A 15,996-nucleotide genomic window follows, 5' to 3' on the forward strand; every position below is an offset into this window, starting at 1 on the left:
CATGACGCCGTAAGCCGGCTCGGTCTCCCGCCCGTTTCGACCATTAACCTGAACAGTTGCACGAGGCTGCGCCAACAGACCTCGCATCACAGGGACAGGCCCCATGATCTTATCCCTTCGCTGCGTCGGAATCGACGTCTCCAAGCATACGCTCGACATTTTTGATGATGCCGTCGGCAAACCCGAGCGCATCGCCAACGCGCTACAGGCCATCACGGAGCAGGTGGCGCGTTGGCGATGCGGCAATGTCTTTGTCGTATTCGAAGCCACAGGCGTCTACGACCGAGAACTTGCCGAAGCGTTGCATCGGGCCAGGATCCGGTTTGCCCGCATCAATCCCGCCCGCGCTCGCGACTTTGCCCGCGCGCGAGGACGGCTGGCTAAAACCGATGCGATTGACGCCCACATGCTCGCCGGCTTTGCGCGGACGATGGCGCCGGCTTCCGAACAGGCGCCAGATCCAGCCCGGAACGCCCTGTCACTCCTCGCAAAACGCCGCGATCAACTGGTCCACATGCGGGCTCAGGAGAAGAACCGGCGCAGCGAGACGCGTGATCCCGCCATGATCGAAAGCATTGCGCGCCTCATCGACTTCCTCAACGGCGAGGTCAAGGCGATCGAGGCCAGGATCAAAACCCTCATCAAGGCCGAGCCGACGATATCCGACGACGCGCGTCTGATACGATCGGCACCAGGCGTCGGGCCTGTCGCCTGTATGCAGCTCATCGCCCAGATGCCCGAACTCGGTCGCGTCGGGCCTAAGCAGGTGGCTGCGTTGGCTGGTCTGGCTCCGCTTAACGTCGATAGCGGCCTATATCGCGGCAAACGAGCCATCGGTGGCGGCCGCAAGCGGGTCCGCGACGCTCTCTACATGGCCGCTCTCAACGCCGTACGCCGCGATGGTTCGGTTAAAGCTTTTTACCAAAAGCTCCGCACCGCCGGTAAACCCGCCAAACTTGCCCTGATCGCCGTAGCCCGAAAACTCCTCACGACCCTCAACGCCATGGTGCGAGACCGGAAAGCCTACCTCGCACCACGGCCTTCATAACAGTTGCCGGCTCTGCGGAGCAGCGTTGCACGCTGCACCGCGTCCGGGACACGGAGCTATTCCGCCGCCCTCTCCGCCATGAACGCGCGCCAGCCGCCGAACGCGGAAATATCGCGCGCGCCCTCGGCGGCGATCGGCTCGACCATAAAGCCCTTCACGTCGCGGCCGTCGGCCAAGCGGATGGTGCCGATCGCCATCGGCGGCGGGATCGCGGCAACGAATTTTCCGAATGCGGCCGCCGACAGCGCCCACAGCTCCAGCTTGATCGCGGTTCCCGTATCGGCATCGACGCGCAGCATGCCGGGTTTCGGCGGCGTGGTGTCGAGGGCGTAGAGTTTGTAGTCCGGCGACGTGGTGGTCGTCTCCAGCAGGCGGCCATGGAGCGCCTGCAGTTCGCCGTTGAGCGCCATGCCGGAGAGATGCGCGCCGACCACGGCGATGGCGATCTCGTCGCCGGTCAGGCTGGTGGACGGCGCCGCCAGTGGCGGCTGCGTCAAGCCCTTGGCCCCCATTTTCAGTTTGGTATCGGCATGGAAGGCGCGGCCGATGCTGGCGAGCTGCGCGTCATGTCCGGCCGGCGCGAGCAGCGTGATGCCGAAGGGAATGCCGTCGGGCCGCATCGCCGCCGGCAGCGCCAGGCCGCAGAGGTCGAGCAGGTTGACGAAATTGGTGTAAGTGCCGAGCCGGCTGTTGAGCTCGATCGGGTTGGCCAGCACCTGCGCGGTCGAATAGGCGGTCGGCGCCGTCGGCAATACGATCGCGTCGAGATGGGCGAAGCTGCGCTCGGCGATGCGCCGCAGTCCCTGCAGGCGGTAGAGCGACGCAAATGTGTCGGCGGCGGTCAGGCGTGCGCCCGCAGCCGTAATCTCGCGTGTCACCGGATGGATCGAGTCCGGCGACGACGCCAGCAGATTGCGGATCACCAGATAGCGTTCGGCGACCCACGGTCCCTCGTAGAGCAGCCGCGCGGTCTCGTAGAACGGTTCGAGATCGAATTCGACCAGCGTGGCGCCGAGCGAGGTCCATCGTTCGAGCGCTTCGCCATAGGCATTTTCCGACGCGGTATCGCCAAAGAAGATCAACTGTCCCTTGCGCGGCACGCCAAGGCGAAGCTTTTCGGGAAACGCCGAGATCTGGCCGAGCGGCCGGTCGCGCGAAAACGGATCGGCGCCATCAGGTCCGGCCATCGCCGCAAGCGCGGTCATGGCGTCGTCGACGGTGAGCGAGAACACCGAGATGCAATCGAGCGTCCGGCAGGCCGGCACCAGCCCGGCGGTCGAGATCAACCCGAGGCTCGGCTTCAATCCGACGATGTTGTTGAGCATCGCCGGCACGCGGCCGCTGCCGGCGGTGTCGGTGCCGAGCGCCAGCGGCACGAGGCCAGCCGACACCGCGACACCCGATCCCGAACTCGATCCGCCCGGCACCAGGTCGGCGCGGATCGGATTGACCGGGATGCCGTAGGGCGAGCGGACGCCGACCAGGCCGGTGGCGAACTGATCGAGATTGGTCTTGCCGATGATGATGGCGCCGGCGGCGCGCAATTTCGCCACCGCCGTCGAGTCCTGCGCCGGCGAATAGGAAAAGGCCGGGCAGGCCGCGGTGGTCGCCAAGCCCAGTACGTCGATATTGTCCTTTACCGCGACGGGGACGCCGAGTAGCGGCAGCGCACTTCCGCCTTTCGCGGTCAGCGCTTCGGCCTCCGCGATCGCCGCCTTCTCGTCGCGCAGGCTGATGAACACGGCGGGATCGTTGTAGTCGCGGATACGCTGATAGCTGCGCGCCACGGTTTGCGCCGGCGTCATGTGGCCTGAGCGGTGGGCGGCGACGATCGCAGCAACGGTTTCAGTCAAGGGATGCCCCATCTTTGGGTTGGCTGATTAATTCATCTCGAACGAAGCAAGCGATGTGCCATTGTGTACATTATAGGTGCAGCCTGAGATACAGAAATGGATGCGTATATTCAGGTACTTACGTAAGTTATTGCGAAATGCTGCAGGCCCCATGCGCCAGCGCGATGCGCCGTGTATGATTAAGAATTAGGCAGGTCTAGCCCTTGGCCGGCAACCGTCGTTTGGGCGCGATGACACGTTGCCGGACGGCGCTGATCTCGCGTAGAGGGAACCGCCTGCCTCCGACAGAGAGGCAGCGGAGGAAACCGATGACGTCAGCCGCCGCCACCAGCCGCGACCAATCCGAGACACTGTTCGCACCCCCGTCGGTCGTGGCCGATCGCCGGGCCGACGGCAGCATTGTCCTGAAGTCGACCGAGCGTTTGCGCGAAAGCGCGCGATGCGTCGGCGACTGGCTGGAGCATTGGGCGCGGCAGACGCCGGACCGGATCTTTCTCGGCGACCGCGCCAGCGTCGATGCGCCGTGGCAGACCGTCACGTACAAGGATGCGTTGAAGCGGGTGCGCGGTGCCGCGGCGTGGATTCTCGCGCAACGCCTAAGCGCCGAGCGTCCGCTGGTGATCCTGTCCGACAACAGCGTCGAGCACGCGCTGTTCGCGTTGGCCGCCCAGCATATCGGTGTGCCCGCGGCCTCGATCTCGCCGGCCTATTCGCTGATGTCTCGGGATTTCGACAAGCTCAGGAGCATGATCACGCTGCTCGAGCCCGGCGCGATCTACGTTTCCGGCACCAAGCCGTTTGCGCCGGCGCTGGCGGCCATTGCGCCGTTGCATTCGGCCGGCATCGTCAGTAGCGGCGCCCGCGATCATGATGCCATTGCGTTCCGCGACGTTGCCGCAACGCCTGAAACGCCTGATGTCGCAAAAGCATTCGCCGCGATCACGCCGGACACCATCGCAAAATTCCTGTTCACCTCGGGCTCGACCGGCACGCCAAAGGCCGTGATCAACACCCAGCGCATGCTGACCTCGAGCCAGCAGGCCAAAGCGCAGACCTGGTCGTTCCTCGACGGCATCACAGACCTCGTGATCCTCGATTGGCTGCCCTGGAGCCACACCTTCGGCGCCAACCACAACTTCAATCTGGTGCTGCGCAATGGCGGCACGCTCTATGTCGACGGCGGCAAGCCGGCGCCGGGATTGTTCGCGACGTCGCTGGCCAATCTGCGCAGCGTGATGCCGACGGTGTATTTCAACGTGCCGCGCGGCTTCGACATGCTGATCGCGGCGTTGCGCGGCGACGACGAACTGCGCCAAAAGTTCTTCAGCGAGGTGAAGTTCGCGTTCTATGCCGGCGCGGCGCTGCCGCAGAATCTCTGGGACGCGCTGGAAGAACTGTCGCTCAAGACCAGTGGCCGCGCATTGCCGATGGTGTCGGCCTGGGGCTCGACCGAGACCTCGCCGCTGGCGACCGACTGCCATTTCCAGGCCAAACGCTCCGGCAATATCGGCGTGCCGATCCCGGGCACCGAATTGAAGCTGGTACCGTCAGGCGACAAGCTCGAAGTGCGAGTGCGCGGGCCCAACGTTACGCCGGGCTACTGGAAGGCGCCGGAACTGACCGCGCAGGCGTTCGACGTTGAAGGATTCTACCTGATCGGCGACGCCGTGACTTTTGCCGATCCGGCGCGGCCCGAACTCGGCCTGTTCTTCGACGGCCGCGTTGCGGAGGATTTCAAGCTCAATTCCGGCACCTGGGTCAATGTCGGCAATCTGCGCGTCGCAGGGATCGCCGCGCTGGCGCCGTTGGCGCAGGACATCGTCGTGTCAGGCCATGGCGGCGACGAGGTCCGCTTCCTGGTATTTCCGAACATCGCGGCCTGCCGCGCGCATGCCGGCCTGCCCGACAGCGCCGAGGTGAAGCACGTGATCGGTCACGACAAGGTTCGATCAGGCATCGCGCAAGGCCTCGCAAAGCTCAAAGCGCAAGGCGGCAACTCGTCCGCTCACGCCACGCGCGCGTTGCTGCTGGCCGAGCCGGCTTCCGTCGACGGCGGCGAGATCACCGACAAGGGCTACATCAACCAGCGCGCGGTGCTGACCCGGCGCGGCGGCGCGGTGGCGATGCTGGATGACGACGCGTCGGCCGAATGGATCGGCTGCGCGAAATAGGGCAGAGCCCCTTCCCAAATTGCTGATCGGCAAGGACAAAACCCGCTCTCGACTATTTTGTTGCTACGGCAACTAATTTGTGAGAGCTTTCTCCGGTAGCGCAGCGACCGACAGAGCAGTTCAACTGCCAGCCGCACGGGGAGGGACGGATGTCCGGGAGGATTGGCGCCTTGGGGCGCGATGCGGCCTTGCGATCAGCTATGTCCGGTGACGGCGCCGAGATTCTCGTGCAGCCGCCGCAGCATGTCGATCAGCACTTCACGTTCTTCTTTCTTCAGGCACGACAACAGCCGGCGTTCGCGCTCGATCGCCGCGGCGTAGACCTTGTCGTGGACCACGCGGCCACGTGCGGTGAGCGAGATCGCGTGGGTACGGCCGTCGTCGGGCGCGGTCCGGATGATGACCAGGCCGCGCTTCTGCAGCATCGCCAGGTTGCGACTGACCGGCGCCTTGTCGAAACCGATGACGTAGCAGATGCGCGAGGCCGGAATGCCAGGCTCGATCGCGAGCAGCGACATGATCCGCCACTCCGTAACGTTGACGCCGAAATTGCGCTGATAGAACACGGTCGCGCTGTTCGACAGCTTGTTGGCGATGAAGGTGATGAAAGCCGGAACGTAGCGGTCGAGATCGAGCAAAGGGCCATCGTCGGCGGCGGCGAATTCCGCGGGCTTTGGCCGGCGCGGTTTCCTTGGGAGGGGACTGGGGCTCATTTTCGGATCATCGCTGCGAATTGCCGGCGGAGCAATAGAGGCTTGGCAAGGGATAGAGGCTTGGGCCCGGGCGTGACAAGGATAAACTTCGGGAGGTATCGATGAGTGCAACGGGTTCTTCCGTAACGGATGACAGTGGTGCCGGCGTCCCCCATCTGGATATCGATCCGTTTTCGATTGAGTTCTTCGACGATCTCCATCCGGCCCAGCACCAACTGCGCGAGGCAGGCCCGCTGGTCTATCTCGACAAATGGAAGGTCTATGGCGTGGCCCGCCACGCCGAAGTGCATGCCGTCCTGAACGACCCGGCCACGTTTTGTTCGAGCCGCGGGGTTGGCTTAAGCGACTTCGCCAAGGAGAAGCCGTGGCGTCCGCAGAGCATCATCCTCGAGGCCGATCCGCCGGCGCATACCCGGACGCGGGCGGTGCTGAGCGACGTGCTGTCGCCGACCGCGCTGAAGCAGCTTCGCGGTCGTTTTACCGCCGCCGCCGAAGCCAAGGTCGACGCGTTGCTGCAGCGAAAGAGTTTTGACGCCATCGCGGATCTCGCGGAGGCCTATCCGCTGTCGATCTTTCCCGACGCGCTCGGGCTGAAACAGGAGGGCCGCGAGAATCTGCTGCCCTATGCGGGCCTCGTCTTCAACGCCTTCGGTCCGCCGAACCAGCTGCGGCAGGACGCCATCGAGCGTTCGGCGCCGCATCAGGCCTATGTCGCCGAACAGTGCCAGCGCGAAAATCTGGCGCCCGGCGGATTCGGCGCCTGCATTCATGCCCACGTCGATTCCGGCAATATTACCGCAACGGAAGCGCCGCTCTTGGTGCGCTCGCTGCTGTCGGCCGGCCTCGACACCACCGTCTACGGTATCGGCGCCGCGGTCTATTGCCTGGCACGCTATCCCGATCAGTTCGCAAAACTGCGTCAGGACCCGACGCTGGCGCGCAATGCGTTCGAGGAGGCGGTACGGTTCGAGAGCCCGGTGCAGACCTTCTTCCGCACCACGACTCGCGAGGTCGAGATTGGCGGCTACACGATTGGCGAAGGCGAAAAAGTCCTGATGTTCCTCGGCGCCGCCAATCGCGATCCGCGCCGCTGGGACAAGCCCGACACCTATGACGTGACGCGCCGCACCAGCGGCCATGTCGGCTACGGCTCCGGCATCCATATGTGCGTCGGCCAGCTGGTAGCGCGGCTTGAAGGCGAGACCATGATGGCGGCGCTGGCGCGCAAGGTTGCCTCGATCGAAATCACCGGCCCGGTGAAGCGCCGCTACAACAACACGCTGCGCGGGCTCGACAGCCTTCCGGTCACCATCACGGCGGCCTGACAGAAAATCCAAGGGAGAGAGTCATGACAAGTTTTGGACGGTATCTGGCGCTGGCCCTGTCCGGCGTGGCGTCGCTGGCCTTTACAGGCGCGGCGCGTGCCGAGATTTCCGACAATGTGGTCAGGGTCGGTGTGCTCAACGACATCTCCGGCATTTTCCAGGACACCAACGGTATGGGTTCGGTGGAGGCCGCACGGATGGCGGCGGAAGATTTCAACGGCGGCGGCAAAAACATCAAGGTCGAGATCGTTTATGCCGACCACCAGAACAAGGCCGACGTCGGCTCGGCGATCGCGCGCAAATGGCTCGATGTCGACGGCGTCGACGCCATCGTCGACGTACCCAACTCGGCCGTCGGCCTCACCGTCAACTCGCTGTTGCGCGATACAAGGATGACGTTCCTGGCGTCGTCGACGGCGAGTTCCGATCTCACCGGCAAGGCCTGTTCGCCGAACACCATTCAATGGGTCAACGACGCCTGGGCCACCGGCAACACCACGGCGGCGGCGATGATGGCGCGCGGCGGCAAGGACTGGTATTTCGTCACGGTCAATTACGCGCTCGGCCAGGGCATCGAGGCCGAGGCCACCAACTATATCGAGAAGCACGGCGGCAAGGTGCTGGGATCGAGCAAGCATCCGCTCGGCACTTCCGACTTCGCCTCGTTCCTGCTGCAGGCGCAGAACTCCAAGGCCAAGGTGATCGGGCTCGCCAATGCCGGCGGCGACACCATCAACGCGGTGAAACAAGCCGCCGAATTCGGCATTCAGCAAAGCGGGCAGACGATGGTGGCGTTCCTGCTGTTCGTCAACGACGTCCACGGCATGGGTCTGAAGGTGGCGCAGGGCCTGCAACTGCTGGAAGCATTCTACTGGGACATGGACGACGACACCCGCGCCTTCGCCAAACGCTTCGCGGCGCGGCCGGGCATGAACGGCAAGATGCCGAGCGGCAACCAGGCCGGCGTCTATGCCTCGACGCTCGCTTATCTGAATGCGGTGGCTGCTACCGGCAGCGATCAGGCCAAGGACGTCGTGCCCGAAATGAAGAAGTTCAAGGGCAAGGACAAATTGTTCGGCGACGTCACCATCCGCCAGGACGGCCGCGTCATCCACCCGATGTATTTGTTCGAGGTGAAGAAACCGGACGAGTCGAAATATCCGTATGATTATTACAAGCTGGTCTCGACGATTCCGGCCGATCAGGCGTTTCGCCCGATCGCCGATGGCGGCTGCTCGCTGGTGAAGTGAGATGTGCTCCCTCTCCCGCTTGCGGGGGAGGGCTGGGGTGGGGGTGCCGCAGCATATTCAACCGTCGAGTGCGTAGGGTGGGCAAAGCGCAGCGTGCCCACCATCAAAGCGTCGACGCGGATGGATGGTGGGCACGACGCTGTCGCGTCTTTGCCCACCCTACGATTGATCTCGACGATCCGGGCCAATCAAGCGCTCTACCCGATCGGGGATGGCAGGTGTCAACTGGTGAAGTGAAGGGTTAAGTAGCGCGCGGTCGGTCATCGAGCACGTAGTCCATTTTGCCTTGCGCAAATCAGGAGGGTGGTAGAAGCCATTAACGTCGCCAATGACGGCTTTACAGAATTTCTCTCCAAATACTGTGAAGCCTACAACGCTTAGATCTCCCAAGACTTCTGTCTTATCGCCGCCCTCGACATAAAGACCAGGATCGCCGCGAGACCAGGTATTCTCCGTCACGGCACTTTGATCTCGATACTGCTCAACCGAAATGTGGACCGGCAAGATCAATCCGAGTCTGTAGAACTGCACTGCAGACTCATCATTCGCAGTCCCTATCCCCGACGAGTAACGGTGTGGTTCCTTTGTTTTCCATGGAGCGTTGGACTGCTGCTCCCAATACCACCATTCCGCGTACATCTTGTGAAGAACGTGAGCATCACTCGCGCTCAACTCTGCCAATACCGACACGTAAGTCCGCTTGATCTCGCTTTCCGCGGGATCGAGCGCAGCTGCCAACAAGTTCTCCCACAGAACGTGTAGATCGTCCTCGTTCTCCATCGTCGCATGCTCCAGGAGCGGTAGTGCGATCTTCGGAGCCAAGGTGCGGGTCGTTCGAACGCCTTTCTTCTGGAGCTTCTTGTCAACGTTGTGCAATAGTGTTGTAAGCCGTTCCCAATCAAAGATCGCAGCCTCGACGCGACGCGCGGCGATCCTGTCCGTCCAGTAGCGTCCAATTGTATCTTCTATCGCTCGCCCAAATATCCGGTCGAGCCAGCCGCCGGCACTTTGTCCGGCGTCTATTGCTTTACCGGTGGCCTTTGCGATCTCTTGCGCTGCCTTTGCGCTTTCCTTGATCATTTCGGAATCGTCGGACATGATCGCAGAGTTCCTCTATAGATCGTCTAATTGCCAGGGCGGATCGGGATAATCACGTCACCACCTTGCTGCTGCCTTGCGTGATCAATCGCGCGGCGCGCTGGTCGCGGGCGTGGATCCACATCCAGCTCAGCGCCACGGACAGGCGGTTGCGCAGGCCAATCAGGAAGTAGATATGGGCGATGCCCCAGATCCACCAGGCGAGGTTGCCGCGTAGCTTGATGCGGCCAAAATCGATCACCGCCTTGCGCTTGCCGATCTGCGCCAGGCTGCCGGCATGCTTGTACCTGAATGGCGGCAGCGTGCCGCCGTTCAGGCGCGCCTTGATCGATGCTGCCACATAGCGTCCCTGCTGCTTGGCGGCCGGCGCGATGCCGGGCACCGGATTGCCGGCGGAATCGGCGATGGTCACGGTATCGCCCACGGCGAAGATGTCGGGATGCTCGGGGACGGTGAGGTCCGGCTTGACCTGCAGGCGATAGGCGCGGTCGGCGGGCGCATTCAGCCATTCCGCGGCGCGCGAGGCGCGGACGCCGGCGGCCCAGACGATGGTGCGGGCCTCCAGCCGGTTGCCGCCATAGACGACACCGTCGGCCGAGCATTCGGTGACGGGCTGGCCCAGCACCACCTCGACGCCGAGTTGCTCCAGCGAACGCTGCGCGTAGGCGGAAAGATCTTCGGGAAAGCCGGCGAGCACGCGCGGGCCGGCCTCGACCAGCACCACGCGGGCCTTGCTGGTGTCGATGTTGCGAAAATCCGGCGCCAGCGTGTCCTTGGCGAGATCGGCGATGGTGCCGGCCATTTCGACGCCGGTAGGTCCCGCGCCGATGATGACGAAGGTCAACAGCGCCGCGCGCCGCGCCGGATCGGTCTCGCGCTCGGCGCGCTCGAACGCGACCAGAATGCGCCGCCGCAGCGTGGTGGCGTCTTCCAGCGTCTTCAGGCCCGGCGCGAACGGCTCCCATTCGTCGTGGCCGAAATAGGCGTGGCGTGCGCCGGTGGCGAGCACCAGCGTGTCGTAGGGCAGGGCATCGCCGTCGTCGAGCAGCACGCGCTTTTGCGCGGCATCGATGCCATTCACATTGGCGAACAACGTCGTCACCTCCGGGCGTCCGCGCACGAGGTAGCGGATTGGCCAGGAAATCTCCGACGTCGCCAGCGACGCGGTCGCGACCTGATACAGCAATGGCTGGAACAAATGATGGTTGCGGCGGTCCACCAGCGTGATCTGCACCGGCGCGCCGGCGAGGCCAAAGGTGGTTTCCAGCCCGCCAAAACCGGCGCCGACGATCACCACGCGATGGGCTTTGTTCGGCGCTGTCGTCATGGGATCACGATCTCGGTTTCAGTTCTATTGTCGCATTGCATTATGCAGTCATTCGCAGCTCCGGTCCAAGACAAGTTTCAAGGCAAGTTTCAAGGCGTGTTTGCCAATCGATCGATAGCGAAAGCCTATCGTCGCGCTGTCAGGCATTCTGCGGTGCGGTCGCGGTCGCGACCCGCTTGCGTGCAGGCAGGAAGATTCCAGCCAGCGCGCCGAGCAGGGAGAGAGCTGCCGCAACCAGCATGGCCGAAGCGAAGCCGGTGCTGAAGCCCGCGGCCGAGCCGATGGCGCCGGTGCCGGAAAACACCGCGACCAGAAGCGCGACGCCGAACATGCCGCCGAGGAAGCGCGACATGTTGAAGACGCCGGATGCCTTGCCCATTTCGACCGGGTTGACCGAGCTCAGCACCGCGTTCTGAACCGCCGGCATCGACATCGACACGCCGATGCCGGCCACAATCAGCGGCGCGATCATCGTCGCATAGGCCGTATCGGGCGCGATGATCGCCGCGATCCAGAACAGGCCGATCGCCTGCATCAATAGTCCCGTCACCACCAGCGGCCGTTCACCGATCCGGTTGACGATGTTGCCGGCGATCGGTGCGGTCACGAACAGGGTGGCGGTCCAGGGCAACAACCGCAGGCCGACGCCGAGCGGTCCATAGCCGAGCGCGGACTGCAGGAATTGCGGCAGCAGGAACAGCACGCTGTACATCGCGCCGTACAGCAAAAATGCCGCGGCGACGCCCGACGACAGCGCCCGCGACCGGAACAGCCGCATCGGGACCATCGGCGCGGACGTCTGCAATTCCCAAACGACAAAAGCCACCGCCAGCAGCAATCCGGCCGCAAGCGCCGTCACCACTTCGGGGCTGGTCCATCCGGCGCCGTTGCCGCGCAACAGGCCCCAGACCAGAGCAAAGGCCGAAACCGCGACCAGCAGCAGTCCGGTGATATCCAGCTTTGCCGCCGGGCCGAAACTCTCTCGCAGCCGCGTCGTGACCATGAAGGTCGCGAACAGCCCGATGGGGAGATTGATCCAGAAGATCCACGGCCATCCCAGGGTTTCCGTGATGGCGCCACCGATCGCCGGCCCCGCCAGCACGGCAACACCCACGACACCGCTGAAGATACCGAGTGCGCGGGCGCGTTCTTCCTTTGGAAATGCCGTACTCAGCAGCGCCATGCCGAGCGGCATGATCAGTGCCGAACCCGCGCCTTGCGCGGTCCGCGCCACGATCAGCGAGAGGATGCCGGTCGACAGCGCGCAGGCGACGGATGACGCCACGAACAATAGGATCCCTGCGGCAAACAGCCGTCGTCGTCCGAACCGGTCGCCAAGGGCTGCGCCGGTCAACAGCAGCACTGCGAAACTGAGATTGAAGGCATTCACGGTCCATTGCAACGTCTCCATCGGCCCCCCGAACTGGGTGCGGATGGTGGCAAGTGCGGCGGTCAGCACCTGGGTGTCGAGCGCGACCATGAACGAGGCCAGCGAGGTGATGGCGAGCACCCAGTTCTTGTCGTTTCCGTTGTAAGGTTCCTGCATTCCCGTTCTCCATCTCTGCTGCGCCTGATGGCGCTTCCGTTGCAAAGACGAACCGGGAGAAGGGAAGGATGCGGTCGAAAATATATTTGCCGGGCCCGCATCCTTTGGCCGACCCCCAACGTCCTTGGGGTCGAGACGCGCTGCTTTCGCAGCGTGTGAACAAGGAGAACGCGATGAAACGGACCCTGATCAGGTACAAGACCAAGCCGGAAATGGCCGAAAAGAATGCCGAACTGGTGGCGGCGGTGTTTGCCGAGTTGAAAGCGGCGCAGCTGGACGGTGTCCGCTATATGACGCTACGGCTGGAAGACGATACGTTCATCCATTTCGTCGAGAGCGCTACGGATGACGGCTCCAGCCCGCTGCCGAAACTGGCGGCCTTCCAGGCGTTCCAGAGCGGCATTCGGGATCGTTGCGTCGAGCCGCCGATGCCGCGTGGTGCTACAGTTGTCGGTAACTATCGGATGCTGGGCGAGACTTAAGGGCTCGGATGCGGGAGGCAGAATGACAGAGGTCTCTCAGGCTGCAGCGACCGTCGACATGGCTGCGCTTCTGGTCGCGATGCGGCCAAAGCTGCATCGCTATTGCGCGCGCATGGTCGGCTCGGTGATCGACGGCGAGGACGTGCTGCAGGATGCGCTGATCAAGGCGGTGGAGGCGCACGCCGCCGCCGGTGAGATCGGCAACCCCATTAAAAATCCTGAGGGCTGGCTGTTTCGCATTGCGCACAATACCGCGCTGGATTTTCTGCGCCGGCGCAACCGGCAGGAGGCGCTCCGGTCGGCCGAGGAGGTGGAGATGATCGTGGACCAGCTCGATGCCGTGACCAGCCGTCAGATCGCCACCGCCAGCCTGCGCACCTTCATGCGGCTGCCGGTGGCGCAACGCTCCAGCGTGATCCTGATGGACGTGCTCGGCTGCTCGTTGCGCGAAGTCTGCGAGGTCATGGAGTGCAGCCTGCCGGCAGCCAAGGCCGCGCTGCACCGCGGGCGAACGCAGTTGCGCGCCTATGCCGAGGAGCCGGAAGATGCGCCGCAACAGTCGCTGTCGGATGCCGATCGCGCGCGGCTCGGCGTCTATGTCGCCCATTTCAATGCACGCGATTTCGACGCCATCCGCGCCATGATCGCGGACGACGTGCGTCTCGAACTCGTCAGCAAGACCCGCCTGAACGGCAAGGCCGAGGTGTCGCGCTACTTTGGCAACTATTCAAAGATCAGCGACTGGCACCTGGTGCCGGGCGTGCTCGAGGGGCGTCCCGCCATCCTGGTATTCGATCCCAACGACCGTGATGCGGGGCCGAAATATTTCATGCTGCTGGGCTGGGCGGCCGGCAAGATCGCAACCATCCGGGATTTCCGCCACGCGTCTTACGTCATCGAGGGAGCGGAGTATCAGGTCTGACCGAAGCCTCACCGGCGGCCGAATTCTCCATTGGCCACCCGCGCGATCCGCGAGGTGGTGACCGATGCCGTCTCGCGACCCCGGAAGGGATTCTCAAGGTTTCGAAACGACTCGCCGGAACCCGGCGCCGGATCTTCGTAACGGCCGCTCGGCCAGAACAGCAACGCAAGCGTGAGCGCGAGATTGACGAGACCGCCGACGACCGTTCCATGATGTCCGGGTCCGAGCGACATCGCCGGGAATTTCATGGCGATCAAGTAGTCGATGATCATGACCGCGAACCATCCGGGAATGACGCAGACCGGATCCCAGCCGATATCCCTGATCCGCATGGCGTACAGCGTGAAGGTTAGCCACCCGAACAGGACTGCGGCGCCGAGGACCGGCCACGCGGCCAGGCTTGGGAGCGTTCCCCTTGGCATGTTCTGAATCGCGTAACCAGCGATCGCAAAGCAGATCGCCGTCATCAGGATTGCGACCGCGATCGTGGCGAGGAAAAAATGCAGCCGGCCAAGGCGCGCATTGAACCCGAACAGGAAACCCAGCATGGAACACCCGGTCATGTTTTGGGAGCAGTTGGCCACAGGAAGATTTCCGGGCGGTGCATCTGGCGGGGCGATAGCGAATGCTGGCTTACACACGCTTTACGGGATCCCTAAAATTGTCTGCAACACGGGGGGTAAGTCTGCCCGAACCTTCGGTTGGGCTCCGCCGTGGCCCGGGCAGCCTTCTGCGACAATCATGGCCCGCCAACCTGAACTATAATTCTTGCCATCCCCTCCATCAGCGAATTATGGTGCAGGCCGCTGGGGTATGAGCCGAAGGTTCTAAACGGGGCCGGCGGTTCGTGCTTGCTGCTGGCTTGCGATTTCGCGCACAAAACACCTCACCTATAAGAGGCGCGCGGGACAAGCGCTGCCCGCCACCCGGCTGGGCGGGACTGGTTCGAATATTTGAGGAGGGGATTGAATATGAAAACGGCATTCTGGCTGGCGGGCGTCACCGCTTTGGCGCTGGCGCAGCCCGCGTCGGCTGGCGACACCATCAAGATCGGCTTCGTTTCGACCTTCAGCGGCCCGACCGCTGTGATCGGCAACGACATGCGCAATTCGTTCGAGCTGGCGCTCGACCATCTCGGCCGCAAGATGGGCGGCAAGCCGGTCGAAGTAATCTACGAGGACGACGGCCAGAAGCCGGATGTCGGCAAGCAGAAGACCGAAAAGCTTGTTCAGTCCGACAAGGTCGATTTCATCGCCGGCTATATCTGGTCGAACGTGCTGCTGGCCTCGCTGAAAACCGCGGTCGACGCCAAAACCTTCCTGATTTCGGCCAATGCCGGTCCGTCGCAGCTCGCCGGCGAACTGTGTTCGCCTTACGTGTTCTCGACTTCCTGGCAGAACGACCAGACGCCGCAGGCGATGGGCCTCTACATGAACCAGAAGGGCGTCAAGTCGGTGTTCCTGATCGGCCCGAACTATGCCGCCGGCAAGGACATGCTGGCCGGCGTCAAGTCGACCTTCAAGGGGGAGGTGGTCGGCGAGGAATACACGGTGTGGCCGAGCCAGCTCGACTTCTCTGCCGAACTGACCAAAGCCAAGAACTCCAAGGCCGAGTCGATCTTCGTGTTCTATCCCGGCGCCGCCGGCGTGCAGTTTCTGAATCAGTACACGCAGGCCGGCATCAAGGCGCAGATCCCGCTCTACACCGCCTTCACCATCGACGAATTGTCGCTGCCGCTCCAGAAGGACAACGCGATCGGCATTCCCGGCGCGCAGGAATGGGTCAACGACCTGCCGAACGCCGAGAACAAGCGCTTCGTCGAAGACTATCGCAAAAAGTACACCGGCCTCCGCCCGACCTATTACGGCGCGCAAGCCTATGACGCGGCCCAGCTGATCAACAGCGCGGTGGTCGCGGTCAAGGGCGACACCGACAAGAAGGACGCGATGAAGGCGGAGATGGAGAAGGCCAACTTCAAGTCGCTGCGCGGCCCGTTCAAATACGGCAACAACCACATTCCGGTGCAGAACTTCTACCTGCAGGACGTGGTCAAGGGGCCCGACGGCGAGCTCTCGCTGAAGACGGTGGCCACCATCGTCAAGGACGACCAGGACCGCTTCCACGACAAGTGCGCGATGAAGTGACCGAGGCGTGACACGTACAGCGGCGGTGCATCAGCGCTGCCGCTGTTCTGTTTAAGCCCGAGCATGATCCGGAAAACTGGAAGTCGGTTTTTCCGCAGAAGATCTGCTCAAACAAAG

Annotated in this window: 13 protein-coding genes; 7 read left to right on the top strand and 6 right to left on the bottom strand. The window is 63.3% G+C overall.

Annotated features, from left to right (window positions below; genetic code table 11):
* Nucleotides 1–103: 103 nt before the first annotated feature.
* The gene (locus BLS26_RS19925) at nucleotides 104–1,048 is read left to right on the top strand and encodes an IS110 family transposase (protein ID WP_092513248.1); all 945 of its coding nucleotides are present in this window, start codon (nucleotides 104–106) and stop codon (nucleotides 1,046–1,048) included.
* Between the two features lie 56 nt (nucleotides 1,049–1,104).
* Here BLS26_RS19925 and atzF read toward each other — a convergent pair whose 3' ends face one another.
* Entirely contained in the window at nucleotides 1,105–2,913 is a 1,809-nt protein-coding gene (gene atzF, locus BLS26_RS19930; protein ID WP_092513925.1) for an allophanate hydrolase, read from the bottom strand.
* A 296-nt stretch (nucleotides 2,914–3,209) separates the two neighbouring features.
* Here atzF and BLS26_RS19935 point away from each other — a divergent pair, with 296 nt between their 5' ends.
* On the top strand, nucleotides 3,210–5,072 hold the full coding sequence (locus BLS26_RS19935; RefSeq protein WP_172804640.1) for a feruloyl-CoA synthase: 1,863 nt from the start codon (nucleotides 3,210–3,212) through the stop codon (nucleotides 5,070–5,072).
* A 194-nt stretch (nucleotides 5,073–5,266) separates the two neighbouring features.
* Here BLS26_RS19935 and BLS26_RS19940 read toward each other — a convergent pair whose 3' ends face one another.
* Nucleotides 5,267–5,785 (bottom strand): MarR family winged helix-turn-helix transcriptional regulator, encoded by a 519-nt coding sequence (locus tag BLS26_RS19940; RefSeq protein ID WP_092513927.1) that lies wholly within the window; start codon nucleotides 5,783–5,785, stop codon nucleotides 5,267–5,269.
* A gap of 101 nt (nucleotides 5,786–5,886) precedes the next feature.
* Here BLS26_RS19940 and BLS26_RS19945 point away from each other — a divergent pair, with 101 nt between their 5' ends.
* Both BLS26_RS19945 and BLS26_RS19950 read left to right on the top strand, forming a co-directional pair.
* Nucleotides 5,887–7,110 (top strand): cytochrome P450, encoded by a 1,224-nt coding sequence (locus BLS26_RS19945; RefSeq protein ID WP_092513929.1) that lies wholly within the window; start codon nucleotides 5,887–5,889, stop codon nucleotides 7,108–7,110.
* Nucleotides 7,111–7,133: 23 nt separating this feature from the next.
* Entirely contained in the window at nucleotides 7,134–8,360 is a 1,227-nt protein-coding gene (locus BLS26_RS19950) for an ABC transporter substrate-binding protein (RefSeq protein ID WP_092513931.1), read from the top strand.
* A gap of 159 nt (nucleotides 8,361–8,519) precedes the next feature.
* Here BLS26_RS19950 and BLS26_RS19955 read toward each other — a convergent pair whose 3' ends face one another.
* The 3 genes from BLS26_RS19955 to BLS26_RS19965 form a co-directional block, all read right to left on the bottom strand.
* Nucleotides 8,520–9,458 (bottom strand): Abi-alpha family protein, encoded by a 939-nt coding sequence (locus BLS26_RS19955; protein ID WP_092513933.1) that lies wholly within the window; start codon nucleotides 9,456–9,458, stop codon nucleotides 8,520–8,522.
* A gap of 52 nt (nucleotides 9,459–9,510) precedes the next feature.
* Complete coding sequence (locus tag BLS26_RS19960; RefSeq protein WP_092513935.1) at nucleotides 9,511–10,785, bottom strand: NAD(P)/FAD-dependent oxidoreductase; 1,275 nt, start codon at nucleotides 10,783–10,785, stop codon at nucleotides 9,511–9,513.
* 139 nt (nucleotides 10,786–10,924) lie between these two features.
* Complete coding sequence (locus BLS26_RS19965; protein ID WP_092513937.1) at nucleotides 10,925–12,331, bottom strand: DHA2 family efflux MFS transporter permease subunit; 1,407 nt, start codon at nucleotides 12,329–12,331, stop codon at nucleotides 10,925–10,927.
* A 173-nt stretch (nucleotides 12,332–12,504) separates the two neighbouring features.
* Between BLS26_RS19965 and BLS26_RS19970 the strand changes: the two genes are divergently transcribed.
* Complete coding sequence (locus tag BLS26_RS19970; RefSeq protein ID WP_092513939.1) at nucleotides 12,505–12,813, top strand: hypothetical protein; 309 nt, start codon at nucleotides 12,505–12,507, stop codon at nucleotides 12,811–12,813.
* A 22-nt stretch (nucleotides 12,814–12,835) separates the two neighbouring features.
* Nucleotides 12,836–13,735, top strand: coding sequence for a sigma-70 family RNA polymerase sigma factor (locus BLS26_RS19975; protein ID WP_092513941.1), 900 nt, complete (start codon nucleotides 12,836–12,838; stop codon nucleotides 13,733–13,735).
* 8 nt (nucleotides 13,736–13,743) lie between these two features.
* Here the strand turns inward: BLS26_RS19975 and BLS26_RS19980 are convergent, their stop codons facing one another.
* Nucleotides 13,744–14,283 (bottom strand): hypothetical protein, encoded by a 540-nt coding sequence (locus tag BLS26_RS19980; RefSeq protein WP_092513943.1) that lies wholly within the window; start codon nucleotides 14,281–14,283, stop codon nucleotides 13,744–13,746.
* Nucleotides 14,284–14,706: 423 nt separating this feature from the next.
* Here BLS26_RS19980 and BLS26_RS19985 point away from each other — a divergent pair, with 423 nt between their 5' ends.
* Entirely contained in the window at nucleotides 14,707–15,879 is a 1,173-nt protein-coding gene (locus tag BLS26_RS19985) for an ABC transporter substrate-binding protein (RefSeq protein ID WP_092513945.1), read from the top strand.
* Nucleotides 15,880–15,996 lie beyond the last annotated feature (117 nt).

It is taken from the genome of Afipia sp. GAS231 (assembly GCF_900103365.1).
GTDB lineage: Bacteria > Pseudomonadota > Alphaproteobacteria > Rhizobiales > Xanthobacteraceae > Bradyrhizobium.

What these genes read in the sequence shown, in the direction of transcription:
- BLS26_RS19925 (WP_092513248.1), top strand. Translation starts at nt 104, where the DNA reads ATGATCTTATCCCTTCGCTGCGTCGGAATCGACGTCTCCAAGCATACG.
- atzF (WP_092513925.1), bottom strand. Translation starts at nt 2,913, where the DNA reads ATGGGGCATCCCTTGACTGAAACCGTTGCTGCGATCGTCGCCGCCCAC.
- BLS26_RS19935 (WP_172804640.1), top strand. Translation starts at nt 3,210, where the DNA reads ATGACGTCAGCCGCCGCCACCAGCCGCGACCAATCCGAGACACTGTTC.
- BLS26_RS19940 (WP_092513927.1), bottom strand. Translation starts at nt 5,785, where the DNA reads ATGAGCCCCAGTCCCCTCCCAAGGAAACCGCGCCGGCCAAAGCCCGCG.
- BLS26_RS19945 (WP_092513929.1), top strand. Translation starts at nt 5,887, where the DNA reads ATGAGTGCAACGGGTTCTTCCGTAACGGATGACAGTGGTGCCGGCGTC.
- BLS26_RS19950 (WP_092513931.1), top strand. Translation starts at nt 7,134, where the DNA reads ATGACAAGTTTTGGACGGTATCTGGCGCTGGCCCTGTCCGGCGTGGCG.
- BLS26_RS19955 (WP_092513933.1), bottom strand. Translation starts at nt 9,458, where the DNA reads ATGTCCGACGATTCCGAAATGATCAAGGAAAGCGCAAAGGCAGCGCAA.
- BLS26_RS19960 (WP_092513935.1), bottom strand. Translation starts at nt 10,785, where the DNA reads ATGACGACAGCGCCGAACAAAGCCCATCGCGTGGTGATCGTCGGCGCC.
- BLS26_RS19965 (WP_092513937.1), bottom strand. Translation starts at nt 12,331, where the DNA reads ATGCAGGAACCTTACAACGGAAACGACAAGAACTGGGTGCTCGCCATC.
- BLS26_RS19970 (WP_092513939.1), top strand. Translation starts at nt 12,505, where the DNA reads ATGAAACGGACCCTGATCAGGTACAAGACCAAGCCGGAAATGGCCGAA.
- BLS26_RS19975 (WP_092513941.1), top strand. Translation starts at nt 12,836, where the DNA reads ATGACAGAGGTCTCTCAGGCTGCAGCGACCGTCGACATGGCTGCGCTT.
- BLS26_RS19980 (WP_092513943.1), bottom strand. Translation starts at nt 14,283, where the DNA reads ATGCTGGGTTTCCTGTTCGGGTTCAATGCGCGCCTTGGCCGGCTGCAT.
- BLS26_RS19985 (WP_092513945.1), top strand. Translation starts at nt 14,707, where the DNA reads ATGAAAACGGCATTCTGGCTGGCGGGCGTCACCGCTTTGGCGCTGGCG.